Source organism: Paludibaculum fermentans (assembly GCF_015277775.1).
Lineage (GTDB): Bacteria > Acidobacteriota > Terriglobia > Bryobacterales > Bryobacteraceae > Paludibaculum > Paludibaculum fermentans.
Genome location: NZ_CP063849.1, coordinates 4,175,220 through 4,191,073 on the forward strand (window position 1 = coordinate 4,175,220; position 15,854 = coordinate 4,191,073).

Consider the following 15,854-nt stretch of genomic DNA (forward strand, 5'->3'; position numbering starts at 1 on the left):
ACCTCTCTAGGCCTCCAGATTGTAGCCTTCTTCGCCGTGCATCGACAGGTCGAGACCTTCGACTTCCTGATCGGCGGTGGCTCGCAGGCCGCACGTCAAATCTGCAACCTTCAAACAGATAAAACTACCAACCGCTCCCAGCACCAGCGCAATCGCAACACCAATTGCCTGATTCACGATCTGGCCGCCGTTGCCGTCGACCAAACCGAGCGGGAGAGCCTTGCCCGACGGATCCTTCAGGGCGTTGTTCACCGCGTTCGTAGCAAAGACACCCGTCAGAAGAGCGCCCAGTGTTCCGCCCGCGCCGTGCACGCCAAAGGCATCCAGCGAGTCGTCATAACCGAACTTGTTCTTTACGACCACCACCATGAAGTAGCAGAACACGCCGGCGATGAAGCCGATGATCAGCGCCGACATGGGATCCACAAAGCCGGAGGCCGGGGTAATGGCGACCAGACCCGCCACACAACCCGAAATCCCGCCCAGTACGGAAGGCTTGCCGGACCGGAACCATTCCGCCAGAAGCCAGCCGATGGCGGCCGCGGCCGCTCCGAAGTGAGTCGCAACGAAGGCCGAGGTTGCCAGACCGCCCGCGCCCAGCGCGGAACCGGCGTTAAACCCAAACCAGCCAAACCAGAGGAGGCAGGCGCCAATGAAGCTCAACACCAGACTGTGAGGCCTCATCGGTTCCACCTGGTAGCCCTGCCTGGGCTTCAGATAGATCGCCGCCACCAGGGCCGATATGCCCGAAGTGATGTGCACCACCGTGCCGCCGGCGAAGTCGAAGCAGGGAATCTTTCCACCCAGAAACGCGTTCAAAAGGCCGCCCTTGCCCCACACCATGTGAGCCATGGGGAAGTACACGATCAGCAGCCACAAAGTCGTATAAACCAGCATCGCGCTGAACTTAATGCGTTCCGCGTACGCGCCGGAGATCAGCGCAGGGGTAATGATGGCGAACATCAATTGGAACGCCATGAACGTCAACTGCGGAATGGTGGCGGCGTAGTCCGGGTTCGGGTCAACGCCTACCCCATGAAGGAATATGTACTTGAATCCGCCAACGAAGGCATTGCCTTCGCTAAAGGCCAGGCTGTAGCCAACCACGGCCCACAGGACAGTTGCCAGGGCCATCAGGATGAAGCTGTGCATCATCGTGCCCAGGACGTTCTTGCTTCTCACCAACCCGCCATAAAAGAGAGCCAGGCCCGGTCCGGTCATCAACAGCACCAGGGCGCAGCTGACGAGCATCCAGGCGTTGTCCCCGGATGTTTGCGCCGACTTTACCGCGGCATCCAGGGCTTCGAGTTTCTGATCGACACTCGCAGGCGCTTGCGCCAGCACGAGGCCAGTAGATAGGGCGAGGGCGGATACGCCCATCAGGATCTTTCTGAACACTATTTCACTTCTCCTCTCGTGCCACTCGCGGGAGTGGACACGGTTTAGCGGTGCTCTTACTTGGGGCGTCGCGAACAGCCTCGCCCAGGAACGGCAAACGAATCGACGTCGACGAGAGAGACAGTACGGGAGTCGGCCTGAGAAACCAGACGGGGGTTTGGTTTCTCATCGTACACTGCGGCACATGGGCTGACTAACAGATAAATCTTCTGAAGGTCAGTGAAAATTTTTATTGCCTGATTTCAGCGGGATACAAGTGCGCGGCGAGGACCTGATAACCCTAAGATAGTAGGAAGATGAACACCCCTTCACCAGTGCCGGCCGGCACACCGGACCCGATCCATCTGCCCCTGCAAATGCTCATCGTCTTCGGCTCGGCCAAGCTGCTGGCGGAGCTGGCGGAGCGGTTGCGGATGCCGGGAATCGTCGGTGGACTGCTGGCGGGCATCCTGATCGGCCCCTCGGCGCTGGGCTGGATCCAGTACGACAGCCTGCTCCACGCGCTGGCCGAACTGGGCGTGATGTTCCTTCTCTTCCAGGTCGGCCTGGAGGTGAAGGCAACCGAACTGATGCGTGCCGGCAAGACAGCCATGATCGTCGCCATGCTAGGCGTCATCCTGCCGTTCATCCTGGGCTGGGCGATCATGCTGGGCGCCGGGCATCCCCACCTGGAATCGATCTTCATGGGTGCGGCGATGGTCGCCACCAGCGTCGGCATCACCGCCCAAGTGCTGGCAGGCAAGGGCTTACTGAAACACCGCACAGCCCAGATCATCCTCGCGGCGGCGGTGATCGACGACGTGCTGGGCCTGCTGGTACTGGCTGTGGTTTCGTCAATGGGCGAAGGAAAAGGCATCGACTTCCTGGGCCTGGCCACAACAGCCGTTGTCTCGATCGGCTTCGTGGTCGCGGTGGCCAAGTTCGGAACCAGGACCGTCAACATCGTCCTGCCTAAGATGATGGAGAAATCACGCGCCCAGGAGGGTGAATTCGCCATCGCGGTCTGCTTCCTGTTCATCATGGCCCTGCTGGCGACCTACTCCGGTGTGGCCGCCATCGTCGGAGCCTTCCTGGCGGGCATGGCCCTGGCCGAGATCGCCTCGCACCGGCTGCACACCCTGGTGCAGGGCGCGGGCGAGTTGATGATCCCGTTCTTCCTGGCCTCCATCGGACTGCAACTGGACCTGCGCATCTTCTCCAGCCCTTCGACCCTCGGGCTGGCGGTGGTGATCCTGCTGGCGGCGGTCGTATCCAAAGCCGTGGGCTGCGGCTTGGGCGCCTACGGACTGGGCCTCAAGGATGCAACCAGGATTGGACTCGGCATGGTGCCCCGCGGCGAAGTCGGCATGGTGGTGGCGCAGGTGGGCCTCAGCAAAGGCAACATCAGCCAGGAGGTCTACGGAATCGCCGTCTTCATGGCGGTGATGACGACGATCGTGGCCCCTCCCCTGCTCAGCTTCGCCTACCGCGACCTGGCGGTCACCGGCCCCGCCGGCGAAGATGATCAGCCGCATGTCCGCCTGGGATGAACAAAGCGCTACAATCGTCAAAGGCTCATTTCAAAGGATTTACCATGGCAGAGATCGTTACCTACTTCTCCCTCACCGTCGCCAACAAGCCCGGTGAAGGGGCCAAACTCCTGACCTCCCTCAAGGATGCGGGCATCAACATGTTGGCCTTCTGGGGTTATCCCGTGAAAGGCAAGAAGGCTCAGTTGGACATCGCGCCCACCGACCCGAAGGCGTTCACCAAGGCAGCCAAGAAGCTGGGGCTGGAAGTCAGCGCCAAGCAGAGCTCGCTCTACGTCGCCGGCGCCGACCAGCCCGGCACCGTCGCCGAATCGCTGGCGAAACTGGCCGCGGCCGGCATCTCCGTTCGCGCCGCCCAGGCCCTCAGCACCGGCGACGGCAAGTTCGCCGTCCTGATCCAGGTCGCCGACGACGACGTCAAGAAGGCCAAGAAGGCCCTCAAGTAGTTCTCCAGCGGGCGGTTACAGGAACAGTTTGGGCAGATGGCGCGGTGCGTCGGCAAAGGGCTTGTCCTGGCCGGCCGCCACTGTGTACATCCGTTCGTGACTGCTGATGGCCGCCCGCCCCAGTTCCTCATAGGCGCGGTTGCAGACGTCCAGGAAGCCGATATTGTAGTTCTCCCCATCGAAGCGCCCCAGGGCGCTTTCGTCGTATAGGGTGAACCAGTGAACACCCACGCAGTTCGGCTGGGCGGCGGCATCCTCCAGGTAGTAGCGATAGGCCTTGCCGCGGTCTTCCTGGTTCTTCAAATGACCGATGCCGGAGGCCGGCAAGCCCACGTCGAGCGCGCCGAAGTGCCATTCGCCCACCATCACCGGCATCTTCACCAGGCTGTGAATCTTGTTCACCGTCTCCGCCGGCACCTTCTCCTGGTAGCAATTCATGCTGAAGACATCAAAGGACTTCATGCCGGGCACGGCCCAATCTTCCGGCACGCCCTGCCAGCGCATGCCTAAGTTCAGGTGATTGGGATCCACCTGCCTGCAGGCCTTGGAGATCGTCTGGAAGTAGCGCTCAACCATCACCGCGCTGAACGCTCGCAGGTCCGGCATGGCTTCCGGCGGCAGCACCCCCTGCCACTTCCCCTGGGCCACCTTGTCAAACACAACCGCAGTGTTCCAGGCCTTCGAGATCGCGGCGTCGCTGTCGTACTTCCCGCGCAGGAAGCGCACCAGTTCCTGGCGCGTGGCGCAGATGCTGGCGTTGTAGAGCATCCCCACCGCCGGCAGTTCCGACGAGAACGCCCAGGTGGGCTCATTCATGAGAAAGTAGCCGATCAGGGCCGGATCGTTGGCCGTGCTCTTGAGCTCGGCGGCGTACTCTGCCGCGTCCTGCTCAAACGCGGCATGGAAGACGTCCGGAAAGTCCCGGTAGACCATGCCGCAGCGGGTGCCGCGGAAGCTCATGGGCCGGACATAGGGGAAAGCCGCCTTGGCGGCGAACTCCCACTCACTCCAGTTGCCCACCGTGTTAAACCGCAGGCGCTTCAGCTCGGCCAGCGTGATACGGGCCCATTTGTCGCGCCAGCCTTCGCGGCCCAGCGCCCGGATCATGTTGGCGGCCAAATAGTTAACGGTTTTGGAACCACTGCGCTGGCGGTCGCCGTTGCGGACGGCATCGGCGTACTCGGGCAGTTCCGGCAGCCACTTCAGGGCAGCCTGGATCCCGTCGACCCGGGCGTCAACATCGACGCGCACGCAGTCGATGCCGGCCGACCAGAAGGCGTACCCGTCGGGATCCACCAGCCACCAGCGGCCATCCTGCTGTTTCGTGCGGAACCAGCCAGTGGGCTCAGTCAGCTTCCGAGCCTTCCAGCCGCCCCACTTCGAGAACCCCTCAGGCCAGCTCTGACCTGGCGCCGCATCCAACTGTCCTTTGATGCGCGCCTTCAACTCCTCGGCCGTACGCGTCTTGGCCGGCCACTCCAGCAGGACGCTTTGCCCGAACTCGTCCAGCAGGACGCCCTTGGGCAGCACCGGCTCTGTGAGCTTGGGCGGCAGGTTGGGCAGGATACGCAGGTCGGTCATGCACCAGCGGACCGGTTGAGGGCCCTTGCGCAGGATGGTGAAGGCGAGACGATCGACCTTGGCCAGGTCAACCCGGTCCCCTCCGAAGGTGGGCTTGAGAAACGCGCCGTCGCGGTCGGACATCCACTGGCTCTGGTCGACCAGGGCGAGGTCCAATCGCATCCGGAAGGAGCATTGATTCAGCGCGCCAAAACGGAAGGTCAGCTCGCGACCCTTCGCGCCTTCCCCAAGGGTGATCTGGAACACGGCCAGTTCGCGGCCATCCAGCAGCATGTCGGCGGCGAGGCAGCGCTGGCGCAGCAGTGTGCCGGGCTTGAACTCAAAGGCCATCCCATCACCGGCCGCTTCCGCCGAATACCACTTGGCGCCATCGACCGGCGTTGCCCCATCTTCTTCTCCGAGCTTGCCCAAAGTCTTCCAAACGCCAAGCTTCGATCCGTCGGCGGCCGCGGCCGTTGCCGCGGTGATGGCCGAAATGGTCAAGAATTTCCTGCGATCCATGAGAAAAAATGACTCCAGGGGGAATCTATCAGAGTCGCGCCTCCGTGTCACAACAGCAGCGCGTCCTCCTTCAGCGCCACGCCCGACAAACGGCGGGCGCGAGCCTCCTGCATGAGAAAGTGGAGCTTGTGGGCGGCGAGGGCATAATCGAGCCCCTCCGGGCGGACATTGGATATACAGTTGCGCTCGGCGTCGGTGCGTCCGGCCCGCGGCGCCCAAGTCAGATAGATACCGAGACTGTCAGGCGAGGTGAGCCCGGGCCGCTCGCCGATCAGCAGCACAACCAGCGCGGCGCCCAGCCGCTGGCCGATCTCATCGCCGATGGCGACGCGGCCCTGGAGCACGACATGCAGCGGCGGCAGCCGCCAGCCTTCCAGCTTCGGCAGTAAGGCTGCCAGCAACGGCCGAGCGTGGCGTTCGACAGCGACGGCAGACAAGCCATCGGCCACGATAAGGGCCGCGTCATACTCACCCGGAGCCAGCAGCCCGGCGGAGTCGGAACTCAGACGGCGGCCGAGATCCGGACGGCGCAGGTAAGTGGCCCGATCGAGCGCGGCGCTGCGCAACAGGACATGCGGCGGCAGGTGGCACGGATCCAAAGCCTGGTGCACGGCGTCCCGGGCGCGGGCATGATCCAACTGGAAGCGCAGCAGCTCGGCCGTGGGCAGGCTGTGACCGGCCCGGCCCAGGGCGACCCGCGCGTTGGTGAAGGCTCTCAGGTCAATAGCCATTGGTTTGGTGTCAGGGTCGGCTGCGACTCGAGCCAGGCTTCGAACTCCGGCGCCGGTTTCAGGCCCAGCGTGGAGCGCAGGTACAGCGCATCGTGGAAGCTGGTGCTCTGGTAGTGCAGCATGATATCGTCCGCCCCGGGCACGCCCATGATGTAGTTGACGCCCGCGACACCCAGCATGGTCAGCAGGGCGTCCATGTCATCCTGGTCGGCTTCGGCATGGTTGGTGTAGCAGACGTCGCAGCCCATCGGCAGCCCCAGGAGCTTGCCGCAAAAGTGGTCCTCCAGTCCGGCCCGCAGGATCTGCTTGCCGTCGTAAAGGTACTCCGGGCCGATGAAGCCGACGACGGTATTGACCAGCAGGGGCTCGTAGCGCCGGGCGACAGCGTAGGCGCGGGCCTCGCAGGTGAGCTGATCGACGCCGTGATGCGCATTGGCGGAGAGGGCGCTGCCCTGCCCCGTTTCGAAGTACATGACGTTCTCGCCGCGCCGCAGTTCGCGGGCGGCCTGCCACGCTTCGTCGAGCAGGGCGAGGTTCACGCCGAAGCTGGTGTTGGCGGCCTCCGTCCCGGCGATGGACTGGAAGACGAGGTCGATGGGCGCTCCCCGCTGCAGCGCCTGCATCTGCGTCGTGACATGCGCCAGCACGCAGTTCTGCGTGGGGATGGCATAGGCCTGCCGCATGTCGTCGAGCAGGCGCAGCAGGTTGTGCACGACCGTGACATTGTCGGTCGCCGGATTGATGCCGATCACGGCGTCGCCGTTGCCATACGAGAGACCATCCAGCACACTGGCGGCGATGCCCTTGGGATCGTCCGTAGGGTGGTTCGGCTGGAGACGCGTGGCCAGCCGGCCCGGCAGCCCGATGGTGGTCCGGAAGTGGGTGACGACCCGGCGCTTGGCAGCCACACTGACGAGATCCTGCAGCCGCATGATCTTGGAGACGGCGGCCGCCATCTCCGGCGTGAGCCCGGGTGAGAGGGCGGCGAGGGTCTGTCCATCGGCAGCCTCGGAGAGCAGCCAGTCGCGAAAGCCGCCGACGGTAAGATGCGCGATCGGCGCGAAAGCCGCCGCATCGTGCGAATCGCAGATGAGGCGCGTCACCTCGTCGGACTCGTACGGGATCACGGGTTCGTTCAGAAACCGACGCAGCGGGACCTCGGCCAGTTGCATCTGGGCGCGCACACGCTGTTCCGCGGTCTCGGCGGCCAGGCCGGCCAGTTGGTCGCCGGAGCGCAGCGGCGACGCCCGGGCCAGCAGTTCCCTCAGGTTCATGCTTCCTCTCCGGCTTGCGCCGCGAACTCCTCTTCCGGGGCCAGGATCAGGCGATGACGCGCGTGCAGCCAGAAGTAGAGGATGCCCAGGAAGAACCACACGGCCGCGCCCCACACGCCTTTGTTGTACTCCGAATTGAAGAACAGGGCCAGCAGCGTGACGGCGGCGATCAGCATGGCCAGAATGGCGCCGGAGCGGCCCAGCGGGCTCAGGTAGGGGCGCTCCAGCAGCGGAAACTTCGACCGCAGCATCAGGAACGAGACCATCTGCAGGATGTAGGCGAGAACGGCTCCGAAGACGGCCATGTTGAGCAGGATGGCGCCCACCGGACTGTTCTGCGGCGTAAGGTGGATCGCCAGGGCGGCGCAGAAACCAAGAGCGGCTCCGGCCACAAGGGCCCGGTGGGGCGTACGGCGCTGGCCGTGAGTGACCGAGAGCCAGCGGGGGAAGTAGCCGGCGCGGGACAGCGAATAGATCTGGCGTCCGTAGGCAAAGATGATCGTGTGGAAGCTGGCGATGAGGCCGGTGCAGGCGACCAGCGAGAGGACGCGGGTGCCGGCTCCTTTGCCGAAAATGGTTTGGAAGCCGAGGAACAGTGGTTCGCTCGACGCGCCCACGGCCTTGGCTCCGGGGGCAATGCCGGCGCTGAGGAACAGCGTGAGGAAGGCGCAGAGGACCAGGGTGGCGAGACCCCACAGCAGTCCGCGAGGCATGTCGCGCTTGGGATCGTGACTCTCCTCCGCCGCCAGCGGCAGTTGCTCAATGGCGAGATAGAACCACAGCGCAAAGGGCATGGCGGATAAGACACCGGCGCCGCCAACCGGGAACCAGTCGCCGGACCACCGGGCGAGGTCGAAGTGGGGCATGGCGCCGATCCAGAAGACCAGCAGGACAGCCAGCGCGGCCAGGGTGATGACGACGGAGAAGCGGAAGGAGAGTTCAACACCCCACACGTTCAGGGCGACGAACACGGCATAGCAGGCAAGCCACCACAGCGGCGCGAATTCACGCGGAGTGCCGAAAATGGCGCCCAGGTAGCCGCCGATGCCCACGACAATGACCGCGGGGGTGAGGATGTACTCCATATTCTCGGCGAGCCCGGTGATGTAGCCGCCCCACGGGCCCATGGCCGTGCGCGCGAACGAGTAGGCTCCGCCGGTATGAGGCAGGGCCGGAGACATCTCCGCGATCGAGAAGCACAGGCCGGAGTACATCAGCGTGACGATGACGACCGCGACGAGCATGCCGCCGAATCCGCCGGCGGCGAGACCGAAGTTCCAGCCGAAGAAGTCGCCGGAAATGACGGCGCCAACGCCAAGCGCCCACAGGTGCAGGACGCGCGCATGGCGGCGGAGTTGGCGTTGTTCCAGATAGGCCGCGTCGGCGGCCGTGTAGGTGGTTTTCAAAGTTACTCCAGAAACGACGGCACGTCGCGGTGCGAAGGACTTTCGCTTAGGATAGCGGAACAGCGGGGGCGCACGGTTGGGTTCGATTCAGTACGCCCCGAACCCGTGCCGGCAGCCCCAGTCGCGCTGGCACTCCGTGGCGGAAATCCAGCAAGACCCGCGCCAGCGGCTGACAAGCCCGAATCCAGGCAACCAGACCCCGCCCAGGCTTCTAACGGGCGCGCGCCAGCCGGAATCCCTCGACGAGCCTGGCGAAATGCCACTCCTGTACTGCAAACCAGTAAGCGGTTTGGGCATCTTCGGCTACTGGATCGGACAACTGGGGGACCACTACGAGCGCAAGACCGGCATGCACCTCTACTCCGGCACTCTCAACCTTGAGCTACCCGAGTCTGATTCGCTGCCACCCAATCCCCTTCGCCCGGAAGCGCATGAGTATGGCGGCCGCGTCTCTGTGAACATCGTGCCCTGCCTCATTCTCGGACGGCCCGCCTTCCTCCTCCTCACAGACCAGAACGAAATCGGAACCGGCCACCATCCGCGCAACCTCATCGAAATCGCCACGGACTTAGGCCTGCGCGATGCCTATTCACTGCGGGATGGCGATCCGATCGAAGTCGAGATTCCATAGCCCGGACCGCCCGCTCGGGTACGCCGCACCCAATGTCAATCGTGGATCAATACCCGCGAGAGGCTCCGGCCCCACCCGGCGCGGGTACGCCGCGTAGGACACGAACCCTGTTTCAGGCCCCGTGCACTCTGGATCCGATCTCGACCCCGGCGAGCCTCGCCATCGGGACCCGGCAGCCCCGCAAAGAGCCTGCCCGGCAAAGGAAACGGTACCCCGGGTTTCCGCCACTCAACCCCCTGCAACTCCACGAGTCCTACCCCAGCATCACCTCCGCCGCCCAGATCCCAAGCGCGAGGCTGCAGAGAATCCAGATACCCAAACCCGCATACACCATCCGGGCGATCCTTTCCTGAACCACATCGGTGCGCCCTTCGATGCGGGCAAAAACCATCGCGCCGAACCTGTGCGCCAACCAGGAGCAGAGGAAGCCCAAGCCGGCGCCCACGACCAGAGCCAGCCCGTACCCAGCCCAATTTGCATGCGCCTGCTTCGCCACGCCGTAGGCGCCCATTCCAGGCATGACAAGGCACATGAGCAGAAGCAGATCCCATAGGCTCACCACGTCAGTTGCCTCCAATCCACAAATGCCCCACCTCGGCCTCAGCCCCGGTCCTCAATGGAGCCCCCACGGCCCCCCTGACCGCCAAAGTGGAGGGAAGCGCCCCTGGACCGGAACACGTGGGACGGCGGACCCCCTGGTCGGCGGGCGACCCCCTGGTCGGCCACCCGGAGGCTCATCGTAAACCACCAGCCTGATTTTCAACGGAGTCCCCCTGGCTCCCCGGGCCACCAAAATGATGGGAAGCGCCACTGGACCGGAGCACGTGGGACGGCGGACCCCCTGGTCGGCGGGCGACCCCCTGGTCGGCCACCCGGAGGCTCATCGCCACCCACCCATCCCCAGTCCCAGAGCGTGAGCGACGGGCTACCCGAACACCTTCAATGCAGGCCCACACCGGCCCTCGCCCGCAACGACCTGAGCAGCGCCCGCACCACCGCGGCGCTCGCCCAGAAAACCACTCCGCCATACAGGAGATTCACTAACACCCACGGGAAGGGGACCGCCATCAGGCTCCCGCCGATCAGCCACACCGAAAACACGAATCCATAAACGCAAAACACGCCGCCCGCCCACCTCTGCTTCAGCAGCAATCCGATCCCAAGAATGAGAAGAAACGCGCCAAGCACCCGGAAGGGCCGCAGTTCCGCTGCCCGGATCCCGGCCCCCTGCTGGCTGAGCCGAAAAACTGCAAAGCAGAAAGCCGCAAGGATCACATGCCCGGCGCCCAGCCAGCGAAACAGAGTCATGCTTCCCCGTCATGGGTCCGTTCTCTCACGACTAGTTGACGGCCGCAGGGACAGAAGCGTGGAGGTCGCGTACCTCACCAAAGCGCCCGGCAGCCCTCACCGACCTCCGCATGCATGGTCCGTGTCGCAATCGCAAAACCCGCACCTTGCGCACCTGCCAATGAGGGCCTCGCCCAGAGCCAACAACCACTACGCAGATCCACGGCACGCCGCCAAGCCTGGCAAGAGGCCGAGTTCACCAGGCCACCGCCCGGCCCGCTGCCAGCCGGACAACGTTCGGTTCGGCCATCGGATACTCAGCACCGTTGCCTCATCGCACAGCCGGCTTCACGGTGTCGTTCGAAATCGGATCAATGTCCGGTCTGTCAGGGCCCAGCCTCCCTTCTCATTCAGTAACAGCACCTGCTCGAAATTCGCAGTGCCCTTACCCGATAGAAGGGTCAGCGGACGGACCTCAACGCAATCATCCCAACTCCAAAGGCCAATCGAGCCGCAATCACGACGAGGATCCCTAGCGCTACTCCTTTCTTGTCTTTGGCTGTCAACACACAGAACGCCGTGAGGGTCCCAAAAATGACCAGCTTGACCGCCCAAAGATGAACCGAAGGCTCCACCATCAGGGCAAGGATGCAAATTGTTGACAAAACGCCGAGAACTCCTCGAACGGTGTCACCTCGGCTAAGTGGATGATCTAGGGACAAGCGATGAGCCCCACACCATAGACGGAAACCTCATATAGCACTTTCCCCTTTGAAAACGTATTCAATAGCCCCCCGCCGTTCGCTCCGGAAGGCTGCTGGCAATGGATGCTGGAACCATCCCAGCCGGTGTCAAACAAGAGGCCATGCCCTCACCATGGGCAGCCCTGCGCGACGGGAGCCGGCGCTTGGAGACCCGATGGATCAAGAAGAGTGAGCAGGTCATTTCCCACATAGGTGTATCCGATTCCATGATCCAGGATTCGCAGCTCCCCGCTAGCCCGGCATGGACCCCTGGACGAGCCGTGCCACAACCGTCCCCAACAGAAATGTCAATGCGAAGCTGACCGCAGGACGACGTCGATTTCCCATCGTGAGCGCAACCAGGGCAACTGAATAAAGACAAAGGGCGGCAGGATGCTGTTGCATCCGCACATAACGCGAAAGAAGGCTGTCGTTCATAGGCACAGCCCAGCTTTGCCAGGGAACCCGTATCAATACTCCGGCCAGCAGCCCGGCCACAGGGCTGAGCACAGTTGTGAATCGGGCCGCCTTGCCTGCCTTGCCCGGTTGAGCATTACCATGGCTTCGAAGGCTCACTTCGCCCCGCCTCATAGAGGGGAGCATGCTCGACATAAATGCGGTTCTCCGAAACGGAACGAATCGCCCGGAACCTCTCTCAACGATGAAGAACAGAAGCCCAAACGGCGGCAGGAAAGCCGGAACCTGACGTATCCAAGGGCGGGCAGCAAGGAACAGCGCACATCGACGACGTCGTCTGGCAGCTTTCCCCATGAGACGAAATGCCGGTAGTAGCGATGCTCTCCCTCCAGGCGGATATCGGCCGCGCTGAGATACAAAGCGATGAGAACTGCGGGGAACACGGCCCAGGCCTTTTGCTCGTTTCCGAACAGGAGCACCGAGGTCATGCAGATACCCATCAAAGGGAGAAGGAACTTGAAAAGCGCTCGCATGGAAAGCGTTTCGTTTGCTGCCATCCTTCTCACCTCTCGAATTCAGTCTATCCCGGCAAAACTCAACCGTCCGTCGCGACCCTTGGCCGTCACCCCCTCCGCGGTTTCCATAGAGCCTGGTAAGCCAAACGGCCCATCGCAAACAAGGGATTCGACAAAAAACGCAGCACCGGGGGAGAGAAGAGGTTCTCCGGCCGAAGCCCCCAATGGATCGTAATGTAAACACTACTCAATAAGAAGAGGCCATCGATGCAGGATATGACCATCCAAACAGCAAGAGGATCGTTCCCGCGCCCTGCCACAACCGGCGCCACGAATCGAAACAGGAGATGGACGATCGCCACGAGGAAGAGCAGCCGCGCAATCCGGACATTGGTTCGCGTCGGAGCCACAACCGGACTCCAGAACTCCCGGCTCGGATAGATCTGAAACGTAGCGCACAGCACGCCACCATGGATAACAAACACCGTCAACCAGAAAGTCAGATCGCCTGGCAGCGCCTTCTGGGACGCAATCCAGAAGAACTGAAGCAAGAGCCCAAGCAGGGTTCCGACGAACCCGTAAAGGAACAGGAACAGCGCAATACACGCCTTCATGCGGACTCGCCCTCCGCCCCAACGGGTCATACGTGTAATTCTCTTCTTCCCCCGTCACCCAGTTGTGCTTCTGCGCCAGCCGCCCATCGTTGGCTGTCGACGAGTACCAGTAATTGATGTCCGTGCCCAGGCCCGTCTGCTCCGTCAACTGATTCCGGCCGTTGTATTGGAACGTCTCCAACCCCAGGCTCGCACCCGTAGGCAGATCCGTCGGGTAAGCCACGCTGACTGAAGTGGCCCGCATCGATGAAAGCATTTGCCCCGCGGGATTGTAAGTGGCTGAGTTCACCAAGTCCACGCCCGGGCCGCTGCCCGACGTGACCTTCTGCAGTTGGCCCATCGCGTCGTAGCCGTAGTTCAACGTCAGCCTCGGGAAGATGTCGTAAGTCGTGGGGGTGTTCTGGCGCCCGTATTGCGGGTAGACCAACTGGGTCACCTTGCCCTCGTTGTCATAAGAGTAGTCGACCGTCGGCGTCATGTACGAAGTCCCGCCGAAGTCAGAAGCCTTGCTCGTCAGCAGCCCCGCCGCCGTGTAGCTATAGTGCTCCGTCACCGCGTTCGGAATCGATACGGCAGCCAACCGCCCCCAGATGTTGCGCGTGGAAGAACCGGCTCCGTCGTAGTCGTACGTGTTCGTAGTCCGCTGGTTCACGTCTTCCGCCCCAGTCGACACCGGATACCGCTTCACCATCGTCACGCGTCCATACGCGTCATAGACATTCTCGACCTTTTGGTTCTTCGCGTCCACCTTGGTCGCCAGCCGTCCCATCGAGTCATACGTGTAGGTGGTGGTGCCCGTCTCCGGCTTCGTCTCCGTCTGCAGCCGGAATGCCGAGTCATACCCAAACGTCCGCAACTGCGTTGTCGATCCGCGAGTCATCGACACCTGCGTCAGCTTGTCCGCCATGTTGTACGTGTAGAAGGTGTCCAGATCCGATCCGCCGGCCGGATTCTTCTCCGAAACCTTCGTCAGGTTCCCCATCACATCCACCGTGTGGATCTTGTAGCGGCCTGCTGGATCGGTCACCTTCACCGTGTTGCCAACATAGAGATAGGTCGTGTAGCCGGCATTCAACGGCGGAGTCACCTTCGTCGTTCGGCCCCGCGCGTCATACTCGTACTGCGTCCAGTAGACCGTTCCGCCCGTGACATAAGGCTGCGATACCCGCTTCACCTTGCCCACGGCAGAGCACGCGCACGGCCCGTACTCGGTATCGACAATCGACACAACGGTGCTGCCATTGCCGCGTTCCACCTTCACCGGTCTGCCCAAACCATCGACCGTCGTCCGTACCCACTTCCCATTGGTCGTTGCCGTGCTGGTCGCCAGCGTGGATGAGGGTCCAGCGACAACGGCATTGGTGTACGCGTAATTCGTCACCGCCCCAAGCGCCGACGTGGTGGTCGACGGCCGGGTCATTGAATCATAGGTGAACGCCGCGGTCGCCGAGTTCGGCCCCGTCGTCGAACTCAGCCCCAGAAAGGTATTGAACTGGCTGCTGCTCGCCAGATTTGACTCGCCATTCGGGGTCACCACCGAAGGCATCGTGTAGTGGCTGGCCGACGTCATCGAATAGTCCACGGCGATCCCGCCCACAGTCTGCGATTTCACCACGGTTCCGCCGATGTTGTAGCTGAGGCAAACTGGCGCCTTAAGCATTGCCCTCAGCATCCTGTTCGGCATCCTGCCCCATATGGGCGTGATATATCACCTCTTCAGCCGGTGCGCAGCACCGTGGTTGCCATTTGTCAATGAATACTGTGTCCGCATCACTTCACAAGCCTGATGAAGGCGGTCGCAAGCCATCCGCTTGTGATCGCTGCGACGGTCATCCAAAGCACGGTGGAGGCGTACAACACTCCGAGGTATCGCTCGCGGACTCGCGTTGAACTCAACCCTGCCGCGTTTGCTGCAACCTTGCTTGCGATCCTTGTCAACGTCCACACGCAACACGCTCCGACCGCCGATCCAGCGACGATAGCGAGAGCAAAACCGACCCAGTTGGCCGCCGCAGCCTCAGCCGAATTGACCGCTCCGGCTATCGCCACAAGGAAGCAGATGCCAAGCAATAACGTCCAAAGCACTAGCAGCCCCCGGTCAGCGATTTTAGGAACTGTGCAATCCCTGAACCTGAAAAACCGGTTGCTGCTGCAGCCGCCGCTGCATCCGGGCCTGTTGCTAACCAATCTCCAACCGAGCCCTTGCCGGGATCGAAGTGATTCTGGATGTCTCGGCTAAAGCTCCATCCGCGAGTTGCCGGAGGATTAATGGCGTCACCAACTCGACCGCCAGTTCCCGAGCCAGCAAGAAAACCACCGGCGACGGATCCTACGTCATAGGCCAACCCCGCATAATTTCCCGACTGGGCATTATTGATGATGGATTTGCTTGTAAAGTATCCCCCGACAGCCCCAGTCAGCAGAAGACCACCAGTAACTACTGCCGCTGGAACTCCAATCGTAGCCGCACCGATTGCAACACCTCCGACGACTAGTGCGGACGCCGCGCCGACTGCGATCCCCTTGCCTAGGCAAGGCAGTATCTGCTCTTTCTGCTTCGTGATTGCGCCACCGCCGCCACCTCCTCCACTTTCACCGAGGCCCGTGGTCTCGCTGCCGCCTTGTGGCAGCCAATCCCATGAGCTAGGGTCAGAGCCCTCGGGGGCGGATTCATTGGGCGGATCTGGATCTGCGAAGGCGTATACGTTCGATACCAACGTGTCTCCTCCTCCTCCTCCGATATCAGTACTGGCGGAACCATTACACGTAACGTCAAACCAG

At 62.6% G+C, this 15,854-nt stretch carries 12 protein-coding genes; 3 read left to right on the plus strand and 9 right to left on the minus strand.

The window, feature by feature from the left end; all coding sequences use genetic code 11:
- Positions 1-6: 6 nt before the first annotated feature.
- Entirely contained in the window at positions 7-1,380 is a 1,374-nt protein-coding gene (locus tag IRI77_RS16320) for an ammonium transporter (RefSeq protein ID WP_194453678.1), read from the minus strand.
- Positions 1,381-1,694: 314 nt separating this feature from the next.
- Between IRI77_RS16320 and IRI77_RS16325 the strand changes: the two genes are divergently transcribed.
- Positions 1,695-2,927, plus strand: a complete 1,233-nt coding sequence (locus IRI77_RS16325; protein ID WP_194453105.1) for a cation:proton antiporter — start codon at positions 1,695-1,697, stop codon at positions 2,925-2,927.
- Positions 2,928-2,971: 44 nt separating this feature from the next.
- Positions 2,972-3,373: a hypothetical protein gene (locus tag IRI77_RS16330; protein ID WP_194453106.1), complete on the plus strand. Its 402-nt coding sequence runs from the start codon at positions 2,972-2,974 to the stop codon at positions 3,371-3,373.
- A gap of 15 nt (positions 3,374-3,388) precedes the next feature.
- Here the strand turns inward: IRI77_RS16330 and IRI77_RS16335 are convergent, their stop codons facing one another.
- Genes IRI77_RS16335 through eat form a run of 4 tightly spaced genes read right to left on the minus strand, consistent with a single transcriptional unit; the run spans position 3,389 to position 8,866 of the window.
- Positions 3,389-5,455, minus strand: a complete 2,067-nt coding sequence (locus IRI77_RS16335) for a hypothetical protein (protein WP_194453107.1) — start codon at positions 5,453-5,455, stop codon at positions 3,389-3,391.
- 47 nt (positions 5,456-5,502) lie between these two features.
- Positions 5,503-6,186 (minus strand): ethanolamine ammonia-lyase subunit EutC, encoded by a 684-nt coding sequence (gene eutC / locus IRI77_RS16340; RefSeq protein ID WP_194453108.1) that lies wholly within the window; start codon positions 6,184-6,186, stop codon positions 5,503-5,505.
- Positions 6,171-7,460, minus strand: a complete 1,290-nt coding sequence (locus IRI77_RS16345) for an ethanolamine ammonia-lyase subunit EutB (protein ID WP_194453109.1) — start codon at positions 7,458-7,460, stop codon at positions 6,171-6,173. The genes eutC and IRI77_RS16345 overlap by 16 nt, the downstream gene beginning before the upstream one ends.
- Complete coding sequence (gene eat, locus IRI77_RS16350; protein WP_194453110.1) at positions 7,457-8,866, minus strand: ethanolamine permease; 1,410 nt, start codon at positions 8,864-8,866, stop codon at positions 7,457-7,459. Before eat ends, IRI77_RS16345 begins: the two co-directional genes overlap by 4 nt.
- A 256-nt stretch (positions 8,867-9,122) precedes the next feature.
- Here eat and IRI77_RS16355 point away from each other — a divergent pair, with 256 nt between their 5' ends.
- Positions 9,123-9,497, plus strand: a complete 375-nt coding sequence (locus IRI77_RS16355; RefSeq protein WP_228486763.1) for a CTP-dependent riboflavin kinase — start codon at positions 9,123-9,125, stop codon at positions 9,495-9,497.
- Positions 9,498-9,750: 253 nt separating this feature from the next.
- On the opposite strand, the gene IRI77_RS16360 is transcribed toward IRI77_RS16355, so the two are convergent.
- From IRI77_RS16360 to IRI77_RS16375, 4 genes are all read right to left on the minus strand, one after another.
- Positions 9,751-10,059, minus strand: a complete 309-nt coding sequence (locus IRI77_RS16360) for a hypothetical protein (protein ID WP_194453111.1) — start codon at positions 10,057-10,059, stop codon at positions 9,751-9,753.
- A 377-nt stretch (positions 10,060-10,436) separates the two neighbouring features.
- Complete coding sequence (locus tag IRI77_RS16365; protein WP_194453112.1) at positions 10,437-10,805, minus strand: hypothetical protein; 369 nt, start codon at positions 10,803-10,805, stop codon at positions 10,437-10,439.
- 1,309 nt (positions 10,806-12,114) lie between these two features.
- A complete protein-coding gene (locus tag IRI77_RS16370; protein ID WP_194453113.1) occupies positions 12,115-12,501 on the minus strand; it encodes a hypothetical protein in 387 nt (128 codons plus the stop codon).
- 201 nt (positions 12,502-12,702) lie between these two features.
- Complete coding sequence (locus IRI77_RS16375) at positions 12,703-14,733, minus strand: RHS repeat protein (protein ID WP_194453114.1); 2,031 nt, start codon at positions 14,731-14,733, stop codon at positions 12,703-12,705.
- Positions 14,734-15,854 lie beyond the last annotated feature (1,121 nt).

Coding starts and splice junctions, on each gene's coding strand:
- IRI77_RS16365 (WP_194453112.1), bottom strand. CDS start 10,805: ATGACTCTGTTTCGCTGGCTGGGCGCCGGGCATGTGATCCTTGCGGCT.
- IRI77_RS16320 (WP_194453678.1), bottom strand. CDS start 1,380: ATGGGCGTATCCGCCCTCGCCCTATCTACTGGCCTCGTGCTGGCGCAA.
- eutC (WP_194453108.1), bottom strand. CDS start 6,186: ATGGCTATTGACCTGAGAGCCTTCACCAACGCGCGGGTCGCCCTGGGC.
- IRI77_RS16370 (WP_194453113.1), bottom strand. CDS start 12,501: ATGGCAGCAAACGAAACGCTTTCCATGCGAGCGCTTTTCAAGTTCCTT.
- IRI77_RS16345 (WP_194453109.1), bottom strand. CDS start 7,460: ATGAACCTGAGGGAACTGCTGGCCCGGGCGTCGCCGCTGCGCTCCGGC.
- IRI77_RS16330 (WP_194453106.1), top strand. CDS start 2,972: ATGGCAGAGATCGTTACCTACTTCTCCCTCACCGTCGCCAACAAGCCC.
- IRI77_RS16335 (WP_194453107.1), bottom strand. CDS start 5,455: ATGGATCGCAGGAAATTCTTGACCATTTCGGCCATCACCGCGGCAACG.
- IRI77_RS16375 (WP_194453114.1), bottom strand. CDS start 14,733: ATGCTTAAGGCGCCAGTTTGCCTCAGCTACAACATCGGCGGAACCGTG.
- IRI77_RS16355 (WP_228486763.1), top strand. CDS start 9,123: ATGCCACTCCTGTACTGCAAACCAGTAAGCGGTTTGGGCATCTTCGGC.
- IRI77_RS16325 (WP_194453105.1), top strand. CDS start 1,695: ATGAACACCCCTTCACCAGTGCCGGCCGGCACACCGGACCCGATCCAT.